Source organism: Hyphomicrobium sp. 99 (assembly GCF_000384335.2).
Lineage (GTDB): Bacteria > Pseudomonadota > Alphaproteobacteria > Rhizobiales > Hyphomicrobiaceae > Hyphomicrobium_B.
Genome location: NZ_KQ031382.1, coordinates 1,719,353 through 1,741,400 on the forward strand (window position 1 = coordinate 1,719,353; position 22,048 = coordinate 1,741,400).

Here is a 22,048-nt window from a genome sequence, read left to right on the forward strand (position 1 = left end):
AATAATCTTCGATTACAAAACATCACATGTGACGGATCGCCCGTCGAATGGGGTGCGAAGTGATCGAGACTGGATCGTCGAGCGGAACTCTAAGAGCGCAGATAGAAGCTCTTCCGTTTTGGCGCGGTCCCGTCGCTCTCCGCCCTCTCGTCGGCGGTCTGTGTAACGATAACTTCGTCGCGCAGGATATCTCCGGCAGCTATGTCGTCCGCTGCGGACGTGACATTCCAATTCACGGAATTTTCCAGGGCTTCGTTCAAACGGCGATGAACGCAGCGACGGAAATCGGCGTTACGCCGGCACTTCGTTATGCAACGCCAAATATCAGCGTCATCGACTTCGTCGAAGGGCGCCATCTGCAGTCTGAGGACATTCGCAACGAGGCGATCCTTGCCGCACTCGTCGGCCGTATTCGCAAATTGCACGATGGCGGCGAGGCGATCCGAGGGTCTCTCACCTATTTCTGGCCGTTCCAGGTCGTTCGCCAGTATGTGCGCTATTGTTTGGAGAACGGCGCGCGGCAGAAGGACGAGCTTGAGGTTTTGGGCGATCATGCCGCTGCGCTGGAGCGCTTGGTCTCGCCGTTCCGGCCCACCTTCACCCACAACGATCTCGCTCCGCAAAACATTATGCTGAACGAGCGCGGGCAGGTGTTGTTGATCGATTGGGATTACGGCGCCTACGGGCATCCGCTATTCGATCTTGCGGCAATTACTGCAAACGCCGACGACTGCGATGAAGTCGAGCCCAAGATCCTCAATCTCTATGCGGGCGGTTCACACTATGAGCTGTGGAAGCAGTTCCGTTTGTTCAAGCTCATCGTCAATCTGCGGGAAACGCTCTGGGGCGCCGTCCAGGAAATCGCTTCGCCGTTGAAGCAGGAAATCGTCCAGGCCGGAATGGCCTCGATCTACCCTGATCAAGAGCAGGGATACGCGGGCTACACCGAACTCAACCGCAAGCGCTTCTATCGAAACTTCTCTCAATTCAAAAGTCTCTACGGCTGACGTCTGCAGCCGCTAGCAACGCTTTGGAAAATTGAAATACCGCTAGGAATCCTAGGAATACAATGACCAAAAGTCTCCCCACACAAGCTCACATCGTGATCATTGGCGGCGGCATCGTTGGCTGCTCTGTTGCCTATCACTTGGCGAAGATGGGCCAGAAGGATGTCGTACTTCTCGAGCGCCACAAGTTGACGTCCGGCTCGACGTGGCACGCAGCCGGCGCCATCGGACAGCTACGCTCGAGCTCAAATATCACGCGGCTCCTGGGCTATTCTGTCGAGCTTTACGATCGGCTCGAGGCTGAAACCGGTCAGGCGACCGGATGGGTGAAGAACGGGTCGTTGCGATTCGCACGCACAAAAGAGCGCCGCGCGGAATTTGAGCGGGCGGCCACCACAGCGCGATCTTTCGGCTTGCAATTCGACATCATCACGCCAGCCGAAGCGAAGAAGATCATTCCTCAGATCGACATCACTGGCATCGATTGCGCGGCCTTCGTGCCGAGTGACGGCGTCGCCAACCCGAGCGACATAACGATGGCACTCGCAAAGGGTGCGCGCCAAGGCGGAGTACAGATTTACGAGGACGTCATCGTCACCGCGATCGAAACCGATAACGGTTCGGTCGAGGCCGTGGTTACCAATCAGGGACGCATTGCCTGCGATACCGTCGTCAATTGCGGAGGCATTTGGGCTCCGGAACTTGGCAGGATGGCGGGTGTCAACGTGCCATTGCAGCCCGCGTATCACCAGTACTTCGTGACCGAAAAGATCGAAGGGCTGCAGCGTCACGCGCCGACCATTCGCGATCCAGACTATCAAACGTATTTCAAGGAAGACGTCGGAGGTCTTCAGGTCGGCGGCTACGAGTTCAATCCAATTCCCTTCGACGTGCCGCGCATTCCCGACGGCCACGAATTCAAGTTGATGGAGCCCGATGTCGAGCATTTCGAGCATTTGCTCGAAAACGCGATGCAGCTCGTGCCGGCACTTCGGAACGTGGGTGTGAAGACCTGGTTCAACGGCATCGAGTCATTCACCGAAGACGGCATGTTCATTTTGGGCGAGGCGCCCGAGGTGAGGAATTATTTCGTCGGTGCTGGCTTCAATGCGTTCGGTATTGCAGCGGGCGGCGGAGCAGGCAGAGCGCTTGCCGAATGGATCGTCGAGGGCGTGCCGGCTTTCGACATGTGGTCGGTCGACATCCGCCGGTTCGGCAACCATCATCGTTCGCGGCGCACCGTCATGGCTCGCTCGCTCGAAGGTCAGGCCGCGCACTATGCGATGGGATGGCCGCATCTTGAATCGAAAGCGGCGCGGCCGCTGCGGCGTAGCCCTCTCTATGATCGCCTAAAGGGACAGGGCTGCAGTTTCGGAGCCAAGTATGGCTGGGAACGGCCGAATTGGTTTGCACCAGCAGGCGTCGAGCCGGTCGACGTTTATAGCTTCGGCCACCAGAACTGGCGGCCTTACGTCGCCGAAGAGCACCATGCGGCGCGCAATAATGCCGCGATCTTCGATCAGACGTCCTTCGCGAAATTCATCATCGAAGGCCCGGATGCCGAAGCTGAACTGCAGCGCATTTGCGCCAACGATGTCGCGAAGCCGGTCGGCAGCCTCATCTATACGCAGATGCTCAATCAGCGCGGCGGCATCGAAGCCGACGTCACGATCAGCAGGCTCGGTGAAAACCGCTTCTACATGGTGACGGGAACCGGCTTCGCCAATCACGATGCCGATCATCTGCTCAGGAACATCACGCCGGGCGCTCGCGTGTCGGTGCAGGATGTCACGTCAGCATACGCCTGCCTCTCCGTCATGGGGCCGGCTGCTCGACAAATCCTGCAACCACTTGCCGAGGCCGATCTGAGCAATGCTGCATTTCCGTTCGCGACGTGTCAGCAGATCTTCATCGCCGGCGCGCCTGTCATCGCAGCACGCGTTACCTTCGTTGGCGAACTCGGCTGGGAACTTCATGTGCCGACCGAGTACGGGCTCACGCTCTATGACGCGATCAAGGCCGCGGGAGCTTCGTATGGAATCCGCGATGCGGGATACAGGACGATCGACTCGCTCAGGTTGGAGAAGACCTATCGCGTCTGGGCGGCCGACATCGGGCCGGATTACACGCCCTACGAAGCCGGTCTCGGTTTCGCTGTTCGCTTGAAGAAGGCCGTCGACTTCATCGGTCGCGAGGCGCTGCTGAAGGCGAAGGAACGCCCCCTGACGAAGCGTCTCGTTGCTTTCAGCGTCGATCCCGAGATCGTGCTGCTCGGCCGCGAGACCATTTACCGGGATGGCGAGCGCATCGGATGGCTGACCTCAGGCGGTTCGGGTCACACCGTCGGCCGGAGCATAGGTCTTGGATATTTGCGTTCGGAAAACGGATTGGACGACGCGATCCTCAAGTCCGCCAACAACTATGAGCTTGAAGTCAGAACCCGGCGGGTTCCGGCAACGCTACATCTCGAACCGCTTTATGACGCGCCCGGAGTGAAGGTTCGCTCCTGACGCGCCCATAAAAAGGACCGGCTTATCCGGCGACGAACCGCACGAAAGAAAACCAGGGGACTGAAATGCGAAAGACCCAGTTGTCTTTATTACTCAGCGCGATTGCCGCGATATCAGCTTCGACTTTCAGCGGCCAGACATTGGCGGCGGACTCTAGTGATCCCATCAAGCTCGTTCTCAATGACTGGACGGGCGAGCTCCTGAGCACGCGCATTATGGGCGAGGCACTGAAGCGGGAAGGAATCAAGGTCGACTACGTTCAAGCCGATGCCATGGCTCAGTTTCAAGGACTTCAGACCGGCGATCTCGACGTCGTAATGGAAGTCTGGGCGACGACGCAGAGGGATGTGTTCGAAAAGGCGTTGAAGACCGGGAAGGTCGAGAACCTCGGCGAGTCCGGCATGAAGGCCCGCGAGGAATGGTGGTATCCGGAGTACATGAAGGAGAAATGCCCCGGGCTGCCGGACTGGAAGGCATTGAAGGAGCCCGAGTGCGTCAAAGCATTCTCGACGGCCGATACCGCGCCTAAAGGGCGCTATCTCGGTGCGCCAGTCACATGGGGCGGGTTCGACGAAGAGCGGGTCGCGGCACTGGGATTGGATTTCGAAGTGATCCACGCGGGTACGGATGCGGCGCTCTTCGCTGAACTCGATTCCGCCTACGCTCGCAAAGCGCCGATCCTTCTGTGGATCTATGCGCCGCACTGGGCGCCTTCAGTCTACAAGGGTGAATTCGTCGAGTTCCCGCCCTATACGCCCCCTTGCTACGAAGAAAAGAAATACGACTGCGGCAAGCCATTTGGTCCGATCTGGAAAGCTGCCTGGTCGGGCGTGAAGGACAAATGGCCAAAAGCGCACGCCGCCATCTCGAAGTTCCAGATGCCCACGGACGAGATGAACGCACTCATCGTCAAGGTCGATCGCGACAAGCAGCCCTTGGAGGATGTTGCCGCGAAATGGCTCGATGAAAACGAAGCACGCTGGAAGGCCTGGTTTCAATAAATGAGCACCGCAGGCAGTGCTCAGCGCTGCCTGCGGATCGTCTTCCCTGATCGCGCCCCACCGGATGATCCCGACGATGAAGAAAGAGATAGGTCAATTCTCTGATAGCCCGGTGAAGCTGAGCTGCAGGAATCTCTGGAAGCTGTACGGACCCTTTCCGGAGCGGTTCGCGCAGGAATCGCAGCTTCACGAAGCTCTGAGCAGCGGACGCGAGTTCACGGCGCTCCGGGACATCAATCTCGATATCCGGGACGGCGAGATTTTCGTCGTGATGGGGTTATCGGGATCGGGCAAGTCAACGCTACTGCGCTGTTTGACGCGACTTGTGGAGCCGAGCTTCGGCGAAGTCCTGCTGGACGGCGCGCCGCTGTCGTCTCTCGACGCACAAAGCCTGATGAACATTCGCCGTCACAAGATGGCGATGGTATTCCAGAATTTCGCCCTCCTGCCGCATCTCACTGTCGCCGAAAACATCGCTTTGCCGCTGAAGATCCGCGGATCCGATACGGCAGAAATCAATAGAGTCGTTCCGGAGATGACGGCACTCGTCGGGCTCTCGGGCATGTCGCAGCGATTGCCGCATCAACTTTCGGGCGGTCAACAGCAACGCGTCGGATTGGCTCGCGCACTCGCCGGTGATCCCGAACTTCTCCTTCTCGATGAGCCTTTTTCCGCACTCGATCCGCTGATCCGACGCGAACTGCAAAGCGAAGTCATCCGGCTGCAGTCCCGACTGAAGAAGACGATGATTTTCGTCACGCATGATTTCAATGAGGCTGTCCGGCTGGGCGACACGATCGTCATCATGAAGGACGGCAAGGTCGTTCAGACGGGTGCGCCGGAAGATATCGTCGCCAATCCTGTCGACGATTATGTCGGCTCGTTCGTGGCAGGCGTCGATCAGACCCGCGTCATCAGCTGCGGCCGCATCGCGACACCCGCAAAATCCAGTTCCTATGCTGTGACAGTGGATGACCGGGCGAAAATTGTCGAAGTCGCGGATCTCGTTGCGAACTCGAAAGGCCCCGTAGGCGTGGTCGATCAAAGCGGACGCGTAAGCGGCGAGATCGACGCGACGACTGTTCTTCGCATGTTGGCGTCAGGCTCTAGAGAAAGGCTGGCGTCTTGACGATCAGGATGGACTCCATGCCGCTGAGGGATGGCGGGTTCTTGCGGGAACGGCGCTTTGGTGTCGTCATTGCGATCGCACTCGCTCTCATTCTCATCTCAACGATGGTGCCGGCCGCCGGGGTCTATCCGCTGGCGTGGAAGCTGCCGCTCGGCAGCATACTGACGTCGGTGCTCGAGGTCATCGTCGAGCAAATTTCATTCATAACCCGTGCGATCGCTCAGATCGTGCAAGCTCCACTGGTGCTCGCCTCCGGATTGCTTGTGAACGGGACGGAAATCTCGTTCGGCACAACAACGATCACGCTGCCGCCGCTGTCGTGGGCTGGAATTTCCGGCGCCGTGATCTGGGCCGGCTATTATGCGGGCGGATTCCGGCTTGCCCTGCTGCAAGCCTTGGGCTGCGCCTACCTTCTGCTGTTCGGGCAATGGAACGGCGCGATGTTGACGCTGGCGTCCGTCGCCGTTTGTGTGCCGGTTGCCGTCATATCGGGACTTCTCGTCGGCGTGCTCGCGCATCTTCGGCCGAAATTGAATACGTGGCTGTTGGCGCCTGGCCTCGACCTCATGCAGACGGTCCCGGCATTCGCCTATCTCATTCCAACGCTTCTGCTGTTCGGCTTCGGGCCTGTGGCCGCGATGATCGCGACTGTCATCTTCGCAATGCCGCCGATGGCGCGCGTGACGTGCCTGGCGCTCAACCAGACGCCGGTCGAGATCCGTGAGCTTGCGAAAATGATCGGCTGCACGGAGCGGCAGACCATCTGGCGCATTCTCCTGCCGTCGGCACTGCCATCACTGCTCGTCGGGCTCAATCAGACGGTGATGATGACCCTCAACATGGTCATCGTGGCATCGATGATCGGCGCGGGTGGTTTGGGCTTCGACGTTCTGCGCGCCTTGCGGCAACTCGATATCGATCGTGGCTTCGAAGCCGGTGCGGCGATCGTTGCGATCGCAGTGATGCTTGATCGGCAAGGCGTTGCTATCGCTCACCTCGCATGTCCGGCGGAGACATTGCGCTCGCGGCGGTGGGTGTGGATCGCGCCCGTCGTCTTCATCATCGCGATGACGTTGCTCGGCGCTGAATTCGGTTGGCTGCAGAATTTTCCCCGTGAGCTGCGTTTCTCGACCGGCGGCGTCCTCGGCGAAGCCGTGCGCTGGATCAACGTCAATTACTTCGACACGATGGAAGCCTTTCGTGTGTTTGTGCTGACGTATCTGATGAACCCGATCAAGATTCTGCTGACCACGACGCCGTGGCTCATCACTTTGGGTTTTGTCACGATCGCAGCCTATCTCATCGCCGGCTTCCGATTGGCCCTGTTGAGCGGCTTCGCGTTTGGTTTCTGCCTTGTCACCGGACTTTGGGACAAGGCGATGATCACGCTCTATCTCTGCCTTTCGGCGACAGTGGTGGCGGCAGTGATCGGCATTCCGATCGCCATTCTCGCAGCGCGCTTCGACGGTCTTTATCGGGCAACGAACGTCGCGGTCGAAGTGCTGCAGACTCTGCCGAGCTTTGTCTATCTCATTCCGGCAGTGATGCTGTTTCGCGTCGGCGATTTTGCGGCACTCCTCGCCATCGTCGCGTTTGCAATCACGCCGATCATCAAGTTCACGATGACAGCCTTGCGTGCGGTTCCTGCAGATCTCATCGAGGCGGGACGGTCCATGGGCTGCTCGAACTCGCAGTTGGACAGATACATTCTTTTGCCCATCGCGTTTCCGACGATCCTTCTCGGCATCAATCAAGCTATTCTGTTCGCGCTCGCCATGGTGGTGATCACGGCGCTCGTCGGCACGCGGGATCTTGGCCAGGAAGTCTACATGGCGCTGACGGCCGCCGATCCTGGTCGCGGCATCGTTGCCGGCCTCGCCTTGGCATTTCTCGGAATCTTCATCGATAGGCTCTTCCAAGCGGGCGTCGCCGGCTTGCAGCGCCGATCAAACGTAAACGACGGCATCGGACAAGAGCCGGTGCTGAGCGAAGTCAAATAGCAAGCAAAATAGGACCCGTAGGCAATGGTGCCGACCTCAGCGGAATTCGTAATTATTGGCGGCGGCATTATCGGCTGCAGCATCGCTTATCATCTTGCCAAGGCGGGCAAGACCGACATCGTCGTGCTGGAACAGTTTCAGCTAACGCACGGAGCGACTTGGCACGCGGCAGGCGTCGTCGGTCAGCTTCGCCCGTCGCGAAACGTCACGCGGATGCTGCAGAAGAGCATCGAGCTGTATGACACCCTCGAGGCCGATACCGGACAGGCAATCGACTGGAAGAAGGTCGGCAGTCTCCGCATCGCATCGTCGAAAGATCGAATGAAGGAGTACAAGCGCTCCGCGACGACGGCGAAATCCTTCGGTCTCGAAATGCACCTCCTGTCCCCCAAGGAGGCGCAGGATCTCTTTCCAATCATGACGCTCGATGGCGTCGAGGGCGCGACCTACATCGACTCCGACGGCTATGTCGATCCCGCGAGCTTGTGTCAGGCACTAGCGGCTGGCGCGCGCAAGCGCGGCGTGAAGTTCGTGCAAAATTGCCAAGTCACCGGCTTCAAGTCGGAAGGCCGCCGCGTCGTCGAAGTGCAGACGAGCCAAGGCAACATCCGCGCCGAGACGGTTGTGAACGCGAGCGGCATGTGGGGACACGAGCTCGGCAAGATGATGGGCACGCGGGTGCCCGCTTTCGCCGTCGAGCATCAATACCTCATCACCGATCCTATTCCCGATTTGCCTAAGGGCATGCCGACGGTTCGCGATCCCGATCTCCTTCTCTACTGGAAGCCGGAGGTGCGCGGCATCGTCGTCGGCGGCTATGAGCCGAACACGGTCGCATTTGCACGGGACGGCATTCCGGCAGGCTGGGATCAACGCCTGATCCAGGAAAACTACGAGCGCTTCGAACAGCTGGCGATCAATGCCGCCAAGCGTACGCCGGTCGTCGGCACCGTCGGCGTCAGAGCTATGATCAACGGAGCCATTCCGATTTCCGCCGACGGCGACTTTGTCATGGGGCGCGTCTCTGAACTCGACAACGTCTTCGTGTCGTGCGGTTTCATCTACGGAATCGCGGCAGCCGGTGGTGCGGGTGCGGCGATGGCCGAATGGATCCTCGAAGGCCGTCCGACCAACAACTTGTGGCCGCTCGACGTGCGCCGGTTCAACTTCCATCACAACACCAAGTACTTCATGTACGACCGTGCGATCGAGATCTACGCCAAGCATTATGCGATGAAGTGGCCGGTCGAGGAGCGCGATTCCGTTCGCAACATCCGCTGCTCGCCGCTTTATTTCCCATTGAAGGAACGGGGCGCTGTCTTCGGTTCTCGCGCGGGTTGGGAACGGCCGAACTGGTTCGCGCCTCCGGGTGTCGAAGCCGTCGACAAGCCGTCCTTCGATTGGCCGAATTGGTTCGAGCCTGTCGCAGAGGAGCATCGCCACGTTCGCGAGAGCGTTGGATTGATCGATCTTTCCTCCTTCGCGAAGATGGAAATCTTCGGTCCGGGCGCGCTCGCCAGCCTGCAGCGGTTGGCGGTCGCCGATGTCGACCGGCCGATCGGCAGCCTCATCTACACGCAGCTCTGCAACGAGCGCGGCGGCATCGAAGCCGATGTCACCTTCTGCCGCCTGGAAGAAGACCGCTTCTATGTGATCACGGGTACGGCATACGGCGACCACGACTTCGGCTGGATACGCAAGCATCTGCCGACCGACGGTTCCGTCCGGACGCTCGACGTGACGTCGGCCTATGCCGTTATCAACATTTGCGGTCCGAAAGCGCGCGACGTGCTTGCGAAGGTCGCCGAGCAGAATGTCGGTGGCGATGTCTTCAAGTACGGAGAGATGAAGCATCTGACCGTCGGCGCCGCGCCCGTGATGGCACTTCGCGTGTCGTTCACAGGCGAGCTTGGATATGAGCTGCACATTCCGACCGAATATGCAGTCCACGTCTATCGCGTTCTTCACGAGGCGGGCGCAGAGTTCGGCATCAAGGATTTTGGCTATCGCGCGCTCAACAGCCTGCGTATTGAGAAGGGATACCAGATCTGGGCGACCGATATATCGCCGGACTATTCCCCTTACGCAGCCGGCCTCGATTGGGTGATCGGAAAGAACAAGAAGGACTTCATCGGCCGCGAGGCGCTTGAAAAAATCGCCGCCGAAGGCCCGGATCGTAAGCTCTGCGTCTTCAAGCTCAGCCGCAAGGTTCCGGTCTACGGCGGAGAAGCCATCCTGCGTAACGGCAAGGTGCTCGGTGTCACGACGAGCGCCGACTTCGGACACACGGTCGGTGCGCCGATCGTTTACGGCTACGTCGCTGCTTCCGAGGCTGTCCACGAAGACTACGACATCGAAGTCTACAGCGAAATCGTCCCTGCCACGAGAGCGAGCGAACCGCTCTACGATCCGGCCGGGTCGCGCTTCACTCTTTAAAAATCAGGGGATCGAAAATGGATATCCAAGAACAGGAACGGCAGCGCCGTGCCCGCGAAGTCGCAGCCTCCGTTGTCGGCGGCGGCAGCGTTCGGCCCGAAGACGTAGCAATCGAGCTACTCGGTGGCATGACGAACCGCAATTATCTGGTGAAGGTTGCCGGCGAAACCTACGTCGTCCGCATTCCGGGCGAGGGGACAGAAGAGTACTTGGACCGCAAGGCCGATGGGCAGGCGGCGCAGATAACGTCCGATCTCGGAGTCAATGCGCACTTGGTCCACTACGATACGGCCAAAGGCGTGCAGATCACGAAGTTCATCGAGAACGGCAAGACGATGAGCGCGGAACTCTTCCAGGACCCGGACGCCGTTCGCAGGGCCGCGCTGAGTTTCCGCAAGCTCCACACGAGCGGCGCAAAATTTCACAATCGCTTCGATGAAAAGGTCATCGCGCAAGAATACCTCGACATGCTTCGCAGCAAGGGTGCGCGTTTTCCCGACGGCTACGAGCGGGTCCAGAGCGAGGCTGATGCCATTCGCGAAGTTCTGACGTCGACCTGCGGAGAACTCGCTCCTTGCCACAACGATCCGGCTCCGGAAAACCTCGTCGATACCGGCGAGCGGGTTCACATCCTGGATTGGGAGTTCGGCGGTAATAACGATCCGTTCTGGGATCTCGCGGATCTCTCCGTTGAGACGGGCTTCACCGAAGAGCAGGATCGCATTCTGCTTGAAGCCTATCTCGGACGGCCGCCCAAGGAGAGCGAGTACGGCCGGATGGTCTTGCACAAATCACTGGTCTTTCTTCTTTGGACACTCTGGGGCGTGATCCAAGAGACGAACAAAAATCCGCGTCCTGCTTATCACTTTGCCAGCTTCTGGGATTATGCAATGGACCGGTTCACGCGGTGCCAGCAGATCATGAACGCGGATAATTTCCGTGGTCTCGTCGAAGTCGTGCGCACGGGGGGCTGAAGAGCAATGAAGGTTCTCGTTCCCGTAAAGCGCGTCGTCGACTTCAACGTGAAGATTCGCGTGAAGCCCGACAACTCGGGCGTCGATCTAGCTAACGTCAAAATGGCGATCAATCCGTTCGATGAGATTTCGGTCGAGGCGGCCGTTCGGTTGAAAGAAGCCGGGCAGGCCACCGAGGTCGTGGTCGTTTCGATCGGTCCGGCAAAGGCCGAGGAAACGTTGCGGTCAGCGCTCGCCATGGGCGCCGATCGCGCCATCCTCATCGAAACCGATGACACGGTCGAGCCGTTGGCGGTCGCCAAAATCCTGAAAAGCGTCGCGGATACCGAAAAGCCGGGACTGATCATCGTCGGCAAGCAAGCGATCGATGACGATTCAAATCAGACCGGGCAGATGCTGGCTGCGCTGCTCGGCTGGGCGCAGGCGACCTTCGCTTCCAAGATCGAACTGGCCGATCAAAAGGCGGCCGTAACGCGCGAAGTCGATGGCGGTTTGCAGACCATCGAGGTCAAGCTTCCAGCGGTGGTCACCACCGATCTGAGATTGAACGAGCCGCGCTATGCTTCGCTTCCGAACATCATGAAGGCGAAGAAGAAGCCGATCGAAAAGAAAAGCGCCGCTGATTTGGGTGTCGCGACCGCGCCGCGCCTCAAAGTTTTGAAGACCGAAGAACCGGCGTCCCGCAAGGCAGGCATCAAGGTGACATCGGTCGGGGAGCTCATCGACAAGCTCAGAAGCGAAGCCGGCGTACTTTGAGATTAGAAGGAAAGAACAGAGCAATGGCCATTCTTCTTCTGGCTGAACACGACAATCGGACGCTTTCCGATCAGACCGCCAGGGCGTTGACTGCCGCCCGTGAGATCGGCAGCGAAATACATGTTCTGGTCGCGGGCAAGGATGCAAATGCAGCGGCCGGTGAAGCAGCCAAGCTTGCAGGTGTTTCAAAGGTTCTTCTCGCCGATAGCGATACTCTTGCCAACAATCTGGCAGAGCCGCTCGCAGCATTGATCGTTTCGATCGCCGGTGGTTACGACACCATCATTGCTGCGGCGACGGCCTCCGCGAAAAACGTGATGCCGCGCGTCGCTGCACTTCTCGATGTTGCGCAGGTCTCCGAGATTATCAGCGTTGTTGCGCCCGATACCTTCAAGCGTCCGATCTATGCGGGTAATGCCATCCAGACCGTGCAGACGACGGACGCCAAGAAGGTGATCACGGTTCGTGCCGCCGCTTTCCAGCCTTCGGATGCAGGCGGTTCAGCTGCCATCGGGGTTGTGCCGGCAGTAGCTGACCCGGGCTTGTCGAGCTTCGTGAAGGAAGCCCTCTCATCGAGCGACCGGCCTGAACTGACGTCCGCAAAAATCGTCATCTCCGGTGGCCGGGCGCTCGGATCGTCGGAAAAATTCAAAGAGGTCATCCTTCCCGTTGCCGAGAAACTCGGAGCGGCTGTCGGCGCCTCGCGCGCAGCAGTCGATGCGGGCTACGCACCGAACGATTGGCAGGTGGGGCAGACCGGCAAAGTCGTGGCGCCCAATCTCTACATCGCTTGCGGTATCTCGGGAGCTATTCAGCATCTCGCCGGCATGAAAGATTCCAAATTCATCGTGGCGATCAATAAGGATGCGGACGCACCCATCTTTCAGGTCGCGGACTATGGGCTGGTCGCCGATTTGTTCGACGTCCTGCCGGAACTCGAAAAGGCGCTGTGACGAGGCGGCGGCCGGATCGCAACTCGCGATGTTCTAAGGCGTGGCGTTGACTAGCGAAGCATTCCTGCTTGCAAGGAGGTGTGACGCCGGTGCGCGCTCAGCGCGTCGCTCTGCGAGGGGAGCGAGGCCAAGTTTTTCAGAATACCTCGATGAGTGGGATGCGGCACCGGCCGGCAGAGGGGCTGAAAAGCCCCGAGTTCGATGCCGGCCGATTGGAAGTTTCGTCTCACGCGGCCAGTTTGACGTCGGCCTCACGGTATCCCGAATGTGCGGTCGCGCTATTTACCTTCGCGGGTGATTGTCTCCAGCTCCATGCGTTGGAAGCCAGGGCTATCGCGAACACGGCGAACGCCGCGAGGCACAGCACGAGGTAGTACATTTCGAATATCGTCATTGTCGCCTCCCTTAGAAGAGTGAGGCGAGTTTAGAGCCGCGCACAATTGATGAATTGACTCATGTCAATTGCGAGAAGCATTCATGCTCGCAGAGCCGCAGCCGCGCGCGAGACATCCCGAGCGTTGGGCCAAGATATCTGACGAATGGCGTGAAGCTGCAGCAGGCGTGACGGAACAAGTTCCGCTGATCGAAGTCTGCGGAACGACTGGATGCGTTAAGCGATTGAGTGAATTGGCTCCGCGGGTAGGAGTCGAATCCTAAACGTAAGGTTCTGTTGCTATTGATAAATATCGCTAGGACCACTTCGATGTCCCACATTTTATCCCACACACAAACAAACTTGGTCAGAGCTGACTCTTAATCAGCGGGTCCACGGTTCGCGCCCCTGATCACCCACCAAATGCAAGAAAATCCGAGGAAGTTCTTGCGGTCAGTTTTACATTTGCAGCTGACCATCAAATTTTCGATCACGAGATGTCAGTTCTTCATCTGAAATCAGACGGGATCAACTTCGACGTGGATGTCAGCTATGGGCCAATAGCGGAAGAGCAATCTTCGGAGATTTTGCGCTCCCCAACGACTTCTAAATCCCACTAGCGGAAGTCGGCCTCACTTAGATGGGCCACGCGTACTCCGTCGCCCGCCAGGTCCGCTTTTTGGGGACGACCGGTTGAAGTTGCGGGCGGCTCGATGCGTGCTCATGACCCAAAGCGGTCATTCGCTGGGCATAGAAGTCCACTTGCTGCTATCAACCCAACACGCTCGGTGCGGGAGCAGCGCGCCCTACCCGCCCGCTCGCACCCGTGCGAGTTCCGCTTCGAGGGCAGTGATGCGCTCCTGAAGCGTCATCACCGCCGACTCCACGTCCTCGATGGCGACAAGCTGCGGGATGTGCTGCGGGCAGTTGCGGTCCCAGGCCTCGATCTCAAACACGATGCACCGCTCCGCGACGGTGTGGCCCTGCGTCGGACGCAAGCGCGCCAACAGCTCGTCGTCGTTCTCGACCACGCGCGCGCGGCCCCAGATCTTGACCCGCCGACGCCGCGCGTAATCCATGATAAAAATGAAGGCGCGCGGGTTCTCGGCGAGATTGCCCGTCGTGATGTATTGCCGGTTTCCGGAAAGATCCGCGAAGGCAAGCGTCCGCTCGTCCAACACCTGGAGAAAACCCGGCGGCCCACCGCGATGCTGGATGTATGGCTGCCCCTCGGCGTTCGCGGTGCCGAGATAGAACGATCGCGCGGCGCCGATCTGCGCGGCAAGGTCCGGCGTGACGGTACTCGCCCAGCCCTTCGCCTGCTCCATGCGTGCATACTGCGCACGTGAGCCGTTCCGCTCCTGCTCGGCTTTCACGGACGGCGTGAACGCGATGTCGGATACAGGCCGCGCCACGATTGTTACTCCAGTTCGAGTTGAAACCGCGAGCTCGCGATCTCAGATCCCCGGCATCCCGACGAAGCCCGGCAGCGCCTTCACGCGCTCAACCCAGGCCGTTACTGCAGGATAGCCATCGATCGGGACGCCGCCTTCGTGACTGAGCGCAACATACGGCATGCATGCAATGTCTGCGATCGTCACGCGGTCGAGCGCGAGCCAAGCGGTCCGCGCCAGGTGGTTTTCCATGAGCCCGAGTATGTGCTTCGCCTTGCTGCGAGCCGCATCGGCATCGAGCTTGTAGCCAAACTTGTCGTGCAGGCGCGCATCGTTGGGTCCCCGCGCGATCTCGTTCTCGGCCACCATCAACCACACCGCTACGAGCGCGAGGTCCGCGGCATCCGTCGGCAGCCAGCTTTCGCCACCCCACTTCCGCGCCATGTAGACGAGGATCGCCTGGCTGTCGCGCAGCACCAGGCCGCCGTCTTCGAAAATCGGAATTTCGCCGAAGGCATTGAGATCGACGAGCGGCGGCTTCTTGTGCACGCCGGCGAGAAAATCCACGGGAACGATATCGAGCGGAACGCCGAGCAGCGCTGCCAACAGCCGCACTTTGTAACAGTTCCCGGATAATTCGAGGTCGTAGAGCTTGGCGGCCATGTCGCGTTCCTGAAATCAGTTGTGCCCACGCACACAAGTGGCGCACCTGCGATTTATCCGGTAGACAGAAAGTAAGAGAAATATATTTGCAAAATCTGGAATAATGTCATGGACCGCTTCCGCGCCATGAAGGCCTTCGTTGCGGTCGCCGACGCAGGCAGCCTGTCGGCGGCGGCGCGCCGCATGGGCACACCACTGGCCAACATCAGCCGGCTACTTGCACAGCTCGAAGGACAACTCGACTGCGTACTCATCGAGCGCACCACGCGCCGCATGGCGCTCACGGCAGCAGGACGCGACTACCTGGATGCCTGCAGACGGGTCATCGAAACGCTCGAGGCGTCGGAGAGCCGCATAGCAGGTCAGTCCGAGGAACTCGCCGGAGCAATCGCCATAACCGCCCCCGTCAGTTTCGGCCGCCTGCAAATCCTGCCCCTTGTCACCGAATTTCTCGGCCCCCACCCGCGCATCGACGTCCGCTTGCTGCTGACCGATCGCAACATCGATCTCGTCGAGGACGACATCGACGTGGCGGTTCGCATTGGGGATTTGCGGGATTCGGGCCTGCTTGCGATGCGCGTCGGATCATTGCGCCTCGTGACCTGCGCGTCGCCGCAATTGTTGAAGGGCCGAGCCATACCCTCCTCGCCGTCGGATCTCGCGGATCGGCCCTGTATCACTTTCAGCGGACTCATGCAGGGCGGCTCTCGCTGGGTGTTCAAGAGCAAACGCCACGGCCGCAAGGCGGTACGCGTTCACCCCCGCTTCAACGTGAACACGGCCGAGGCCGCTGTTGACGCCAGTATTTCCGGAGTCGGCATCGTGCGTGTGCTGTCGTATCAGGCCGAGGCGGCGATCCAGGCCGGGCAGCTCGTGCCGCTTCTGCAGCACTTCGAGGACACGCCCATTCCGATCCATCTGGTCTACCGGGCGACGCGTTCGGATAACCCGCGCGTGAGACGCTTCGTCGAATTTGCGGCAGCGCGCCTCCGTCAGCGCCACCCGCCTCGCGCGAGAAAGCTTTAACCCCATGACAGGAGGATAACTCCCGTCACAAGCCGACCAAATGGTGCGGATGCAAACGAAGTACGAGAATCAATGGTAACGACCAGAAGCCTCGTGCGACAACCAATGAAACCGCATCAAATTGAAAGGGCGCGATCGGTGCGTCTGTGAGGTATGCGTGCCGGCCATTAAATCGCACGTCGTCGACAAAGCTTTGGCTTTCGCAACTGATCCAAGGTCATAAACCCTTGTGATCTTGTTGGTCGAAGGATCGATCCGGATAAGCTTAGGGCCGCCGGATATAATGATCTTGCCGATGCCTGGGGCTCCCCGATCGACAATCCCCATCTGGCCCCAAGCGAAGCGAGTTCACACCGACGAACATGGTGTGACCATCCTTACCCGCCGCCCGACGACGAGTGTTCTCGCCCAGGCTGCGGCGCTGATAACGTCAGCCTACGTGGGATGGCATAGAATTTGCGCTTGCTCATGCGATACCGGGGGCGCCGTTTCTCAAAAATCTCAATCGGCCGCGATACTTGCGATGAAAAAACGGTTTGTCGCCAAGCCTGCACACTTCACGGATTTGCGAAACTTATGCTCATTCGCGAGCAAGATCTGACCAAGAAATGAGCAATTTGTGTTCTGAGAGCGAAAATGGCGTTCTGGAAAAAACGAGAGGCTGGGGGCCAATCAGGACAGATGGATGATGTTTCACGACCGACCGACAAATCGGAATTGATCGATGCGAAGAGGGGCGAAGCGTTGGATACGCTTCCAGCCTCATCCGATCCACTCACTTTTGCATCTCGGGAACTGGCTGGCGAGACGACCACAACGTCCGACCACCATTCCCAAGTCGATCGGATGTTGACGGACATTTATGAGCAAGCACGCCCTCTGACCGACGGAATGCTAGCAGACTACATTCCGGAACTAGCCAAGGTGCCTCCGGACTCATTTGGTATCGCGATTGCCACGACAAAAGGACAAGTTCATACGATCGGAGACGCCGACGTCGAATTCACAATACAGTCGACGTCCAAGGCACTGACCTTCTGCATGGCGCTCGAGCTTTCCGGGCGCAAAGAGGTTCTATCGTGTGTCGGGGTTGAACCGAGTGGAGATCCGTTCAACGCGATCGAATTCAATCCGGTCACCCGCCGGCCGTTCAACCCGATGGTCAATGCCGGAGCTATCGCCATTTCCGGAATGCTCCGCGACACCCTCGGTCCAGACGCCGCCTTTGATCTCGTTCTCGCGCGATTTTCCCAGGCCGCAGGCCGGCAACTGAAATTAAATGAGGATGTATACCGTTCGGAAGCTCTCACTGGGCACCGCAACAGAGCGATCGCGTATCTTCTTCTTAGCGTCGGCGCGTTGAAAGAGCCCGTCGAGCCCGCGCTCGACCTCTATTTCAAACAGTGCTCGATCATGGTGACGGCCACCGACTTGGCATTCATGGGCGCGACTATCGCGAACCTCGGCGTGCATCCGGTCACCAATCAGCATGTTTTCGATATTGAAGCGGTACGCGACGTGCAATCGGTGATGTTCACCTGTGGAATGTACGATTACTCCGGCGGATGGGCGTACGAAGTCGGAATACCTGCGAAGAGCGGCGTCGGGGGCGGCATCCTCGGCGTGGTCAACCGTCAATTGGGGGTCGGCACGTATTCGCCGCGCTTGGATAGCAATGGCAATTCCGTGCGCGGCATTGCGAGTTTTAGGATGATGTCGGACAGCCTTGGTCTTCACTCCTTCGATCTGACAAATGCCGGCTCAGGATTCGTCAGCTCCTTTTTCACCTCCGACACCGCTGACGCATAGGGCGCTTCAGCGAACCCAACGCGACCCCAATAAAACTACTGGGAAGAAAAAATGCGCTTAGATCAAGTTGGACTGCCGGGAGACATCCTCAGAGTGAAGCTCACCGGCGCGCTCGATATCGCGGGGGCAGGCGAGATCGATGTGCCCTTCAGCACGATTTCCGGAAAGAACAATAAGGTCATCGTCGATTTTGCCGACGTTACGTTTCTCGCCTCGATTGGCATCAGGCTTCTTGTCAAGGCTGCGCGCGACATCGGCAAAAGAAACGGGCGCCTCGTCGTTTTCGGGCCGACGGCCGATGCGCGAAAGGTGCTTCGCTCGACTGGTATCGACTCTATAATTACAGTCGTCGCGGACGAAACGGCCGCAATCGCGGCATGCGCCTAGCAGACAAAGTTTAGATGAACCTAGCGGATCAAATCAGGCTCCAACCTACTGCCGCAGACGTAAAACGACTTAATGCGTGGCTCGACCAGAAGTTTGTTGAGAGTGGCATTGAGGCGTCTCTAGCCGCCGATCTGAAGCTTTGCCTCAATGAGGCTATGGCAAATCTCATTAGTTACGGTTTTAGGGATACCGTTGAACCGATGACAGTTGTGGAGATCAAGCTTCAGCGCGGCCTCGCAAACGCGACGGTCACCGACAATGGGACGTACTTCGATATCCGCCGGTGGGAATTGCCGAAGGATCGCGATTTGATGATTGGCGAGCCTGGCGGATTCGGCATCGCGCTGATCAAAGAGCGAGCCAGCCACGTCGATTATTCTCGATACGGCGGACTAAATCGGCTCAAGATCGTCTGTGCCGCTAACCCTTGAACCGCATAGCGACGCAAGTGATATCGTCTGACTGCTCCATTCCCTCCGAAAAACGTGCCACCTCTTCGGTCAATGTTTGAACGAGATCGGCAGAGGAGGTCTGCGCCTGCCGGCTCACCCATTTCACGAGCCGGTCCGAGCCAAATACTCGGCCGTCGATGTTGAAAGCCTCCGTGATGCCGTCCGTGAGCAACAAAATGCTGTCGCCAGCCACCAATTGGTGGGTTTCCGTCGGATAGTCGGCGAAATCGAAAATGCCAATGGCGGGCCCCATGTAGTGCAACGGTTTGCAGTCTTTGCCGCCAACTAGGAGAAGCGCATCGTCGTGACCTGCGCTCGACAGGTTGAGTGCGCCGGTTTCAAGGTCGAGAACGGCATAGAAGATTGTGACGAACATTCCTTCGGAGTTGTCTCGGGAGAGGATTGCGTTGACTTTCGACAGCACGCGCCCGGGATCCTCGTCCTCGACAGCTATTGTCCGAAGAACGGTGCGCGACACACTCATGAAGAGCGCAGCCGGCACGCCCTTGCCGGAAACATCGCCGACGAGGAAACCGAGCTTGGTATCGTTGACGAGGAAGTAATCGAAGAAATCGCCGCCCACCGACTTGGCGGGCTTCATGACTGCGAAGATATCGAACTTGTCAGCGAGCGGACCGCCGGGCGTTTCTTTCGGAAGAAAGGTGCGCTGAATCTGTGCAGCAGCCTCCATTTCGCGCGCAATCCGCTGCAGGGCTTGACGCCCACGGTCTCGTTCGCTTTCCGCGTGAAAATAGAGGTAACCCGTTCCGAAAATGTAGGCCGCAGAATTCGTCATTATCGGAAAGACGGCGTCGAGCAGGACCCCTTGGGAGAATGCCCAAAGGGCACCCAGGGCATACAGACAAACGGCGGCAAATCCGACGGCCGCAGCGATGCGAGGACCCGCGAGGTACACTATGGCTGCGAGCAGCAGCGCAGACGCGACGGCAAGAACAAATTCCAGTCCCTTCGCATAATCGGGCCGGAGCAACATTCGCCCATCGATCATTTGCTCAAGGGCTTGGGCGTTAATCTCGACGCCAGAGATGACCGGGTCGAGAGGCGTCGCGCGCAAATCCAGGAGGCCCGGTGCGCTGGTTCCGATAATTGCGATACGTCCGATGAGGTTATTCGCGGGGGCTTTGTCGTTCAGCACGTCAGCCGCTGAAATCGCGCGCCTCGGATCGTGATGCGAAAAGTAGAGCCAGAGTTGGCCGTCGCCATCGGTGCGGACCACCGTATTTCCGACCCCGACCGTCGTAATGCCTCTGTTGCCGGTAAAGCCGCCGTCCCCCGCCGAGCGCACACCGATGGTCTTTGCGCCATTGAAGACCCGGAGCGATTCGGTGACGAGTGATGGAAAGAGGCCGTCCGATATTTTCACCACTGTCGGTATGCGACGGAGGATTTGGTCATGATCTGGAAACCAGTTGAGGGCACCCACACCAGCTGCGGCCTTTTCGAGGACAGGAAGATTTCCGGTCGCAGCTGGAAAGCCTTGCGCGAAGTCCGCAACATTTTCGCCAATTGTCGCGAATGAAGCTTTGGCTTTTGGCGTGGAACCAGTTGCCTGCGATGTCCCGATGGTACCGAGCACGACTGGTCGAGCCCGGATGGATTCGGCGAAGATATCATCGGGCAATCCGACCTCGGCAAGCTTCGCGATGAACGGTTTTAGCTCGTCCGAATTGCGCAAAGTCTCGGGCAACTGATCCAGTGGACCCGGGGTCGCATCCGGAAAGACCATGTCAAAGGCGACGACGCGGACGCCCGCGGCGAGCAACTTATCAACGAGCTTGGCGAGAAGATCCCGTCGCCATGGCCAGTTGCCGAATGTCTCTATCGATGGCTCATCGATATCGATGATCCGCACCGGATAGTCCGGATTGGGCACGCGTGGCAGCGTCTGCTGCAGCATGTCGAAGCCGAGCAACCGCAAGCGCGCGACAAAATCGGGATTGGCCTGCCGAAGTAGGACGGCCGTTACAAGAACGCTGCCAATTATCAAGCAATACGTTGTTCGAATGCTTAACCGGCGTTTGTGGATTAGCCGCTCATTCTGCATGCGGTGTAAAAAAGCCCATGGCGCATTTCACGGCCCATGTTACATATGGGCTCATATTGAGGGAAATATAAACTTCGGGTCATCGCCATGGCGATCGCGTATTCGCTGCCTTCGCTTCGGAATAGGCGTCTTATTGCTGCGTTTTTGGTATCGATCGCGGCATCTGGCTTGCCGGCTCTCGCCGACGATGCGACGCCGGAGGTCGGTACTGCCATCACGATAAAGCGCGATGTTCTGGCGACGCTTGGCGACGACAAGCGCAATTTGCAGGAGGGTGGCCGCGTTCATCGAAGCGAGTACCTGGAAACTGGCGATGCGTCGGAGGCCGAACTCAAACTTGATGATCAAACCAAGCTTGCGATCGGCCCGAACGCTGATTTGAAGCTCGATGATTTTGTCATCGGAAAGTCTGCCGGAGTGACAAGTATCGGCGTGAACTTCCTCAAAGGGACGTTCAGGTTCATCACCGGCTCAGAGAAGAAAGACGCCTACCGTATCGAAACGCCTTCCGCGACCATCGGCGTGCGAGGAACCGTGTTTGACGTGTATGTCGACGGCAATGGCGACACCCTCGTGCTTTTGCAAGAGGGCGAAGTCAACATCTGCACCAAGACGAAATCCTGCAAGCGCCACAATACCGTTGGGCGGATCATTCACGCGACGATCGGCGGCGTACTTTCCGAGCCGCTCAGATTTTCGAAAGGCCTAATCCCCGGCATAGGAGTCGGGACGGCATTTCCATTCGTCGGCAAAACCTTGCGGATTGATCCTCTACGCCGGCTAAAGACAGCCGATATCATTGAGAATCCTGCGACTAAAGCCGGAGGCGCTGTAAAGAAGGGTGCAGGATCACTGGGACGAGCACTCCGAAAGGCGTTGCCGTTTTGACGCATGGAGGCGGAAAGAAATTGAGATCGGCAGCGCCAACATGGCGATGGGCCGCGCGATATCCAGGAAGACCTAATGGGCCATAAGCGGCTGTATGGCGAAGGGACGACGCTTGCTCACCAGCAGCACTGGCTGCAACGCATCGCGTTCATGCCACCGATATCGATCTAACACGTTGAGGTCTGATTCCGTCTGCTGCTGGCCCAAAGCGGAACTCCGAACTCG

Annotated in this window: 18 protein-coding genes; 14 read left to right on the forward strand and 4 right to left on the reverse strand. The window is 58.7% G+C overall.

The features are described from left to right. Positions 1–59 precede the first annotated feature (59 nt). From G359_RS08290 to G359_RS08330, 9 genes are all read left to right on the forward strand, one after another. On the forward strand, positions 60–1,007 hold the full coding sequence (locus tag G359_RS08290; protein ID WP_197077552.1) for a choline/ethanolamine kinase family protein: 948 nt from the start codon (positions 60–62) through the stop codon (positions 1,005–1,007). 62 nt (positions 1,008–1,069) lie between these two features. Beyond that, positions 1,070–3,517, forward strand: a complete 2,448-nt coding sequence (locus tag G359_RS08295) for a GcvT family protein (protein ID WP_045835735.1) — start codon at positions 1,070–1,072, stop codon at positions 3,515–3,517. Between the two features lie 65 nt (positions 3,518–3,582). Then, positions 3,583–4,518: an ABC transporter substrate-binding protein gene (locus G359_RS08300; RefSeq protein WP_045835736.1), complete on the forward strand. Its 936-nt coding sequence runs from the start codon at positions 3,583–3,585 to the stop codon at positions 4,516–4,518. A 76-nt stretch (positions 4,519–4,594) separates the two neighbouring features. Beyond that, a complete protein-coding gene (locus G359_RS08305) occupies positions 4,595–5,647 on the forward strand; it encodes an ATP-binding cassette domain-containing protein (RefSeq protein WP_052699487.1) in 1,053 nt (350 codons plus the stop codon). Positions 5,648–5,664: 17 nt separating this feature from the next. Continuing rightward, the gene (locus G359_RS08310; protein ID WP_197077553.1) at positions 5,665–7,647 is read left to right on the forward strand and encodes an ABC transporter permease; all 1,983 of its coding nucleotides are present in this window, start codon (positions 5,665–5,667) and stop codon (positions 7,645–7,647) included. A 24-nt stretch (positions 7,648–7,671) separates the two neighbouring features. Further along, the gene (locus G359_RS08315) at positions 7,672–10,083 is read left to right on the forward strand and encodes a GcvT family protein (protein ID WP_045835739.1); all 2,412 of its coding nucleotides are present in this window, start codon (positions 7,672–7,674) and stop codon (positions 10,081–10,083) included. A gap of 17 nt (positions 10,084–10,100) precedes the next feature. Next, positions 10,101–11,057, forward strand: coding sequence for a choline kinase family protein (locus tag G359_RS08320; RefSeq protein WP_045835740.1), 957 nt, complete (start codon positions 10,101–10,103; stop codon positions 11,055–11,057). Between the two features lie 6 nt (positions 11,058–11,063). Then, positions 11,064–11,813: an electron transfer flavoprotein subunit beta/FixA family protein gene (locus G359_RS08325; protein ID WP_045835741.1), complete on the forward strand. Its 750-nt coding sequence runs from the start codon at positions 11,064–11,066 to the stop codon at positions 11,811–11,813. Between the two features lie 23 nt (positions 11,814–11,836). Next, a complete protein-coding gene (locus G359_RS08330; RefSeq protein ID WP_045835742.1) occupies positions 11,837–12,766 on the forward strand; it encodes an electron transfer flavoprotein subunit alpha/FixB family protein in 930 nt (309 codons plus the stop codon). Positions 12,767–12,992: 226 nt separating this feature from the next. On the opposite strand, the gene G359_RS20410 is transcribed toward G359_RS08330, so the two are convergent. From G359_RS20410 to G359_RS08345, 3 genes are all read right to left on the reverse strand, one after another. Next, positions 12,993–13,160: a hypothetical protein gene (locus G359_RS20410; protein ID WP_156150711.1), complete on the reverse strand. Its 168-nt coding sequence runs from the start codon at positions 13,158–13,160 to the stop codon at positions 12,993–12,995. Positions 13,161–13,945: 785 nt separating this feature from the next. Beyond that, positions 13,946–14,554, reverse strand: a complete 609-nt coding sequence (locus tag G359_RS08340; RefSeq protein WP_045835744.1) for a pyridoxamine 5'-phosphate oxidase family protein — start codon at positions 14,552–14,554, stop codon at positions 13,946–13,948. 42 nt (positions 14,555–14,596) lie between these two features. After that, positions 14,597–15,196 (reverse strand): glutathione S-transferase family protein, encoded by a 600-nt coding sequence (locus tag G359_RS08345; RefSeq protein WP_045835745.1) that lies wholly within the window; start codon positions 15,194–15,196, stop codon positions 14,597–14,599. A gap of 108 nt (positions 15,197–15,304) precedes the next feature. On the opposite strand from G359_RS08345, the gene G359_RS08350 reads away from it, so the two are divergent. The 4 genes from G359_RS08350 to G359_RS08370 all read left to right on the forward strand — a co-directional run bounded on the left by G359_RS08350 (position 15,305) and on the right by G359_RS08370 (position 18,849). Then, positions 15,305–16,222, forward strand: a complete 918-nt coding sequence (locus tag G359_RS08350) for a LysR family transcriptional regulator (RefSeq protein WP_045835746.1) — start codon at positions 15,305–15,307, stop codon at positions 16,220–16,222. 636 nt (positions 16,223–16,858) lie between these two features. Then, positions 16,859–18,031 carry a glutaminase A gene (gene glsA, locus G359_RS08360; RefSeq protein WP_245279963.1) on the forward strand — a complete coding sequence of 391 codons (1,173 nt, stop codon included), beginning with the start codon at positions 16,859–16,861 and terminating at the stop codon, positions 18,029–18,031. 51 nt (positions 18,032–18,082) lie between these two features. Beyond that, the gene (locus G359_RS08365; protein WP_045835748.1) at positions 18,083–18,418 is read left to right on the forward strand and encodes an STAS domain-containing protein; all 336 of its coding nucleotides are present in this window, start codon (positions 18,083–18,085) and stop codon (positions 18,416–18,418) included. Positions 18,419–18,432: 14 nt separating this feature from the next. After that, the gene (locus G359_RS08370; protein ID WP_045835749.1) at positions 18,433–18,849 is read left to right on the forward strand and encodes an ATP-binding protein; all 417 of its coding nucleotides are present in this window, start codon (positions 18,433–18,435) and stop codon (positions 18,847–18,849) included. Here G359_RS08370 and G359_RS19660 read toward each other — a convergent pair. After that, positions 18,839–20,878 (reverse strand): CHASE2 domain-containing protein, encoded by a 2,040-nt coding sequence (locus tag G359_RS19660; RefSeq protein ID WP_052699262.1) that lies wholly within the window; start codon positions 20,876–20,878, stop codon positions 18,839–18,841. The two genes, G359_RS08370 and G359_RS19660, sit on opposite strands and share 11 nt — an antisense overlap. A gap of 144 nt (positions 20,879–21,022) precedes the next feature. On the opposite strand from G359_RS19660, the gene G359_RS19665 reads away from it, so the two are divergent. Then, on the forward strand, positions 21,023–21,823 hold the full coding sequence (locus G359_RS19665) for a FecR family protein (protein ID WP_052699263.1): 801 nt from the start codon (positions 21,023–21,025) through the stop codon (positions 21,821–21,823). The last annotated feature ends 225 nt before the right edge of the window (positions 21,824–22,048 follow it).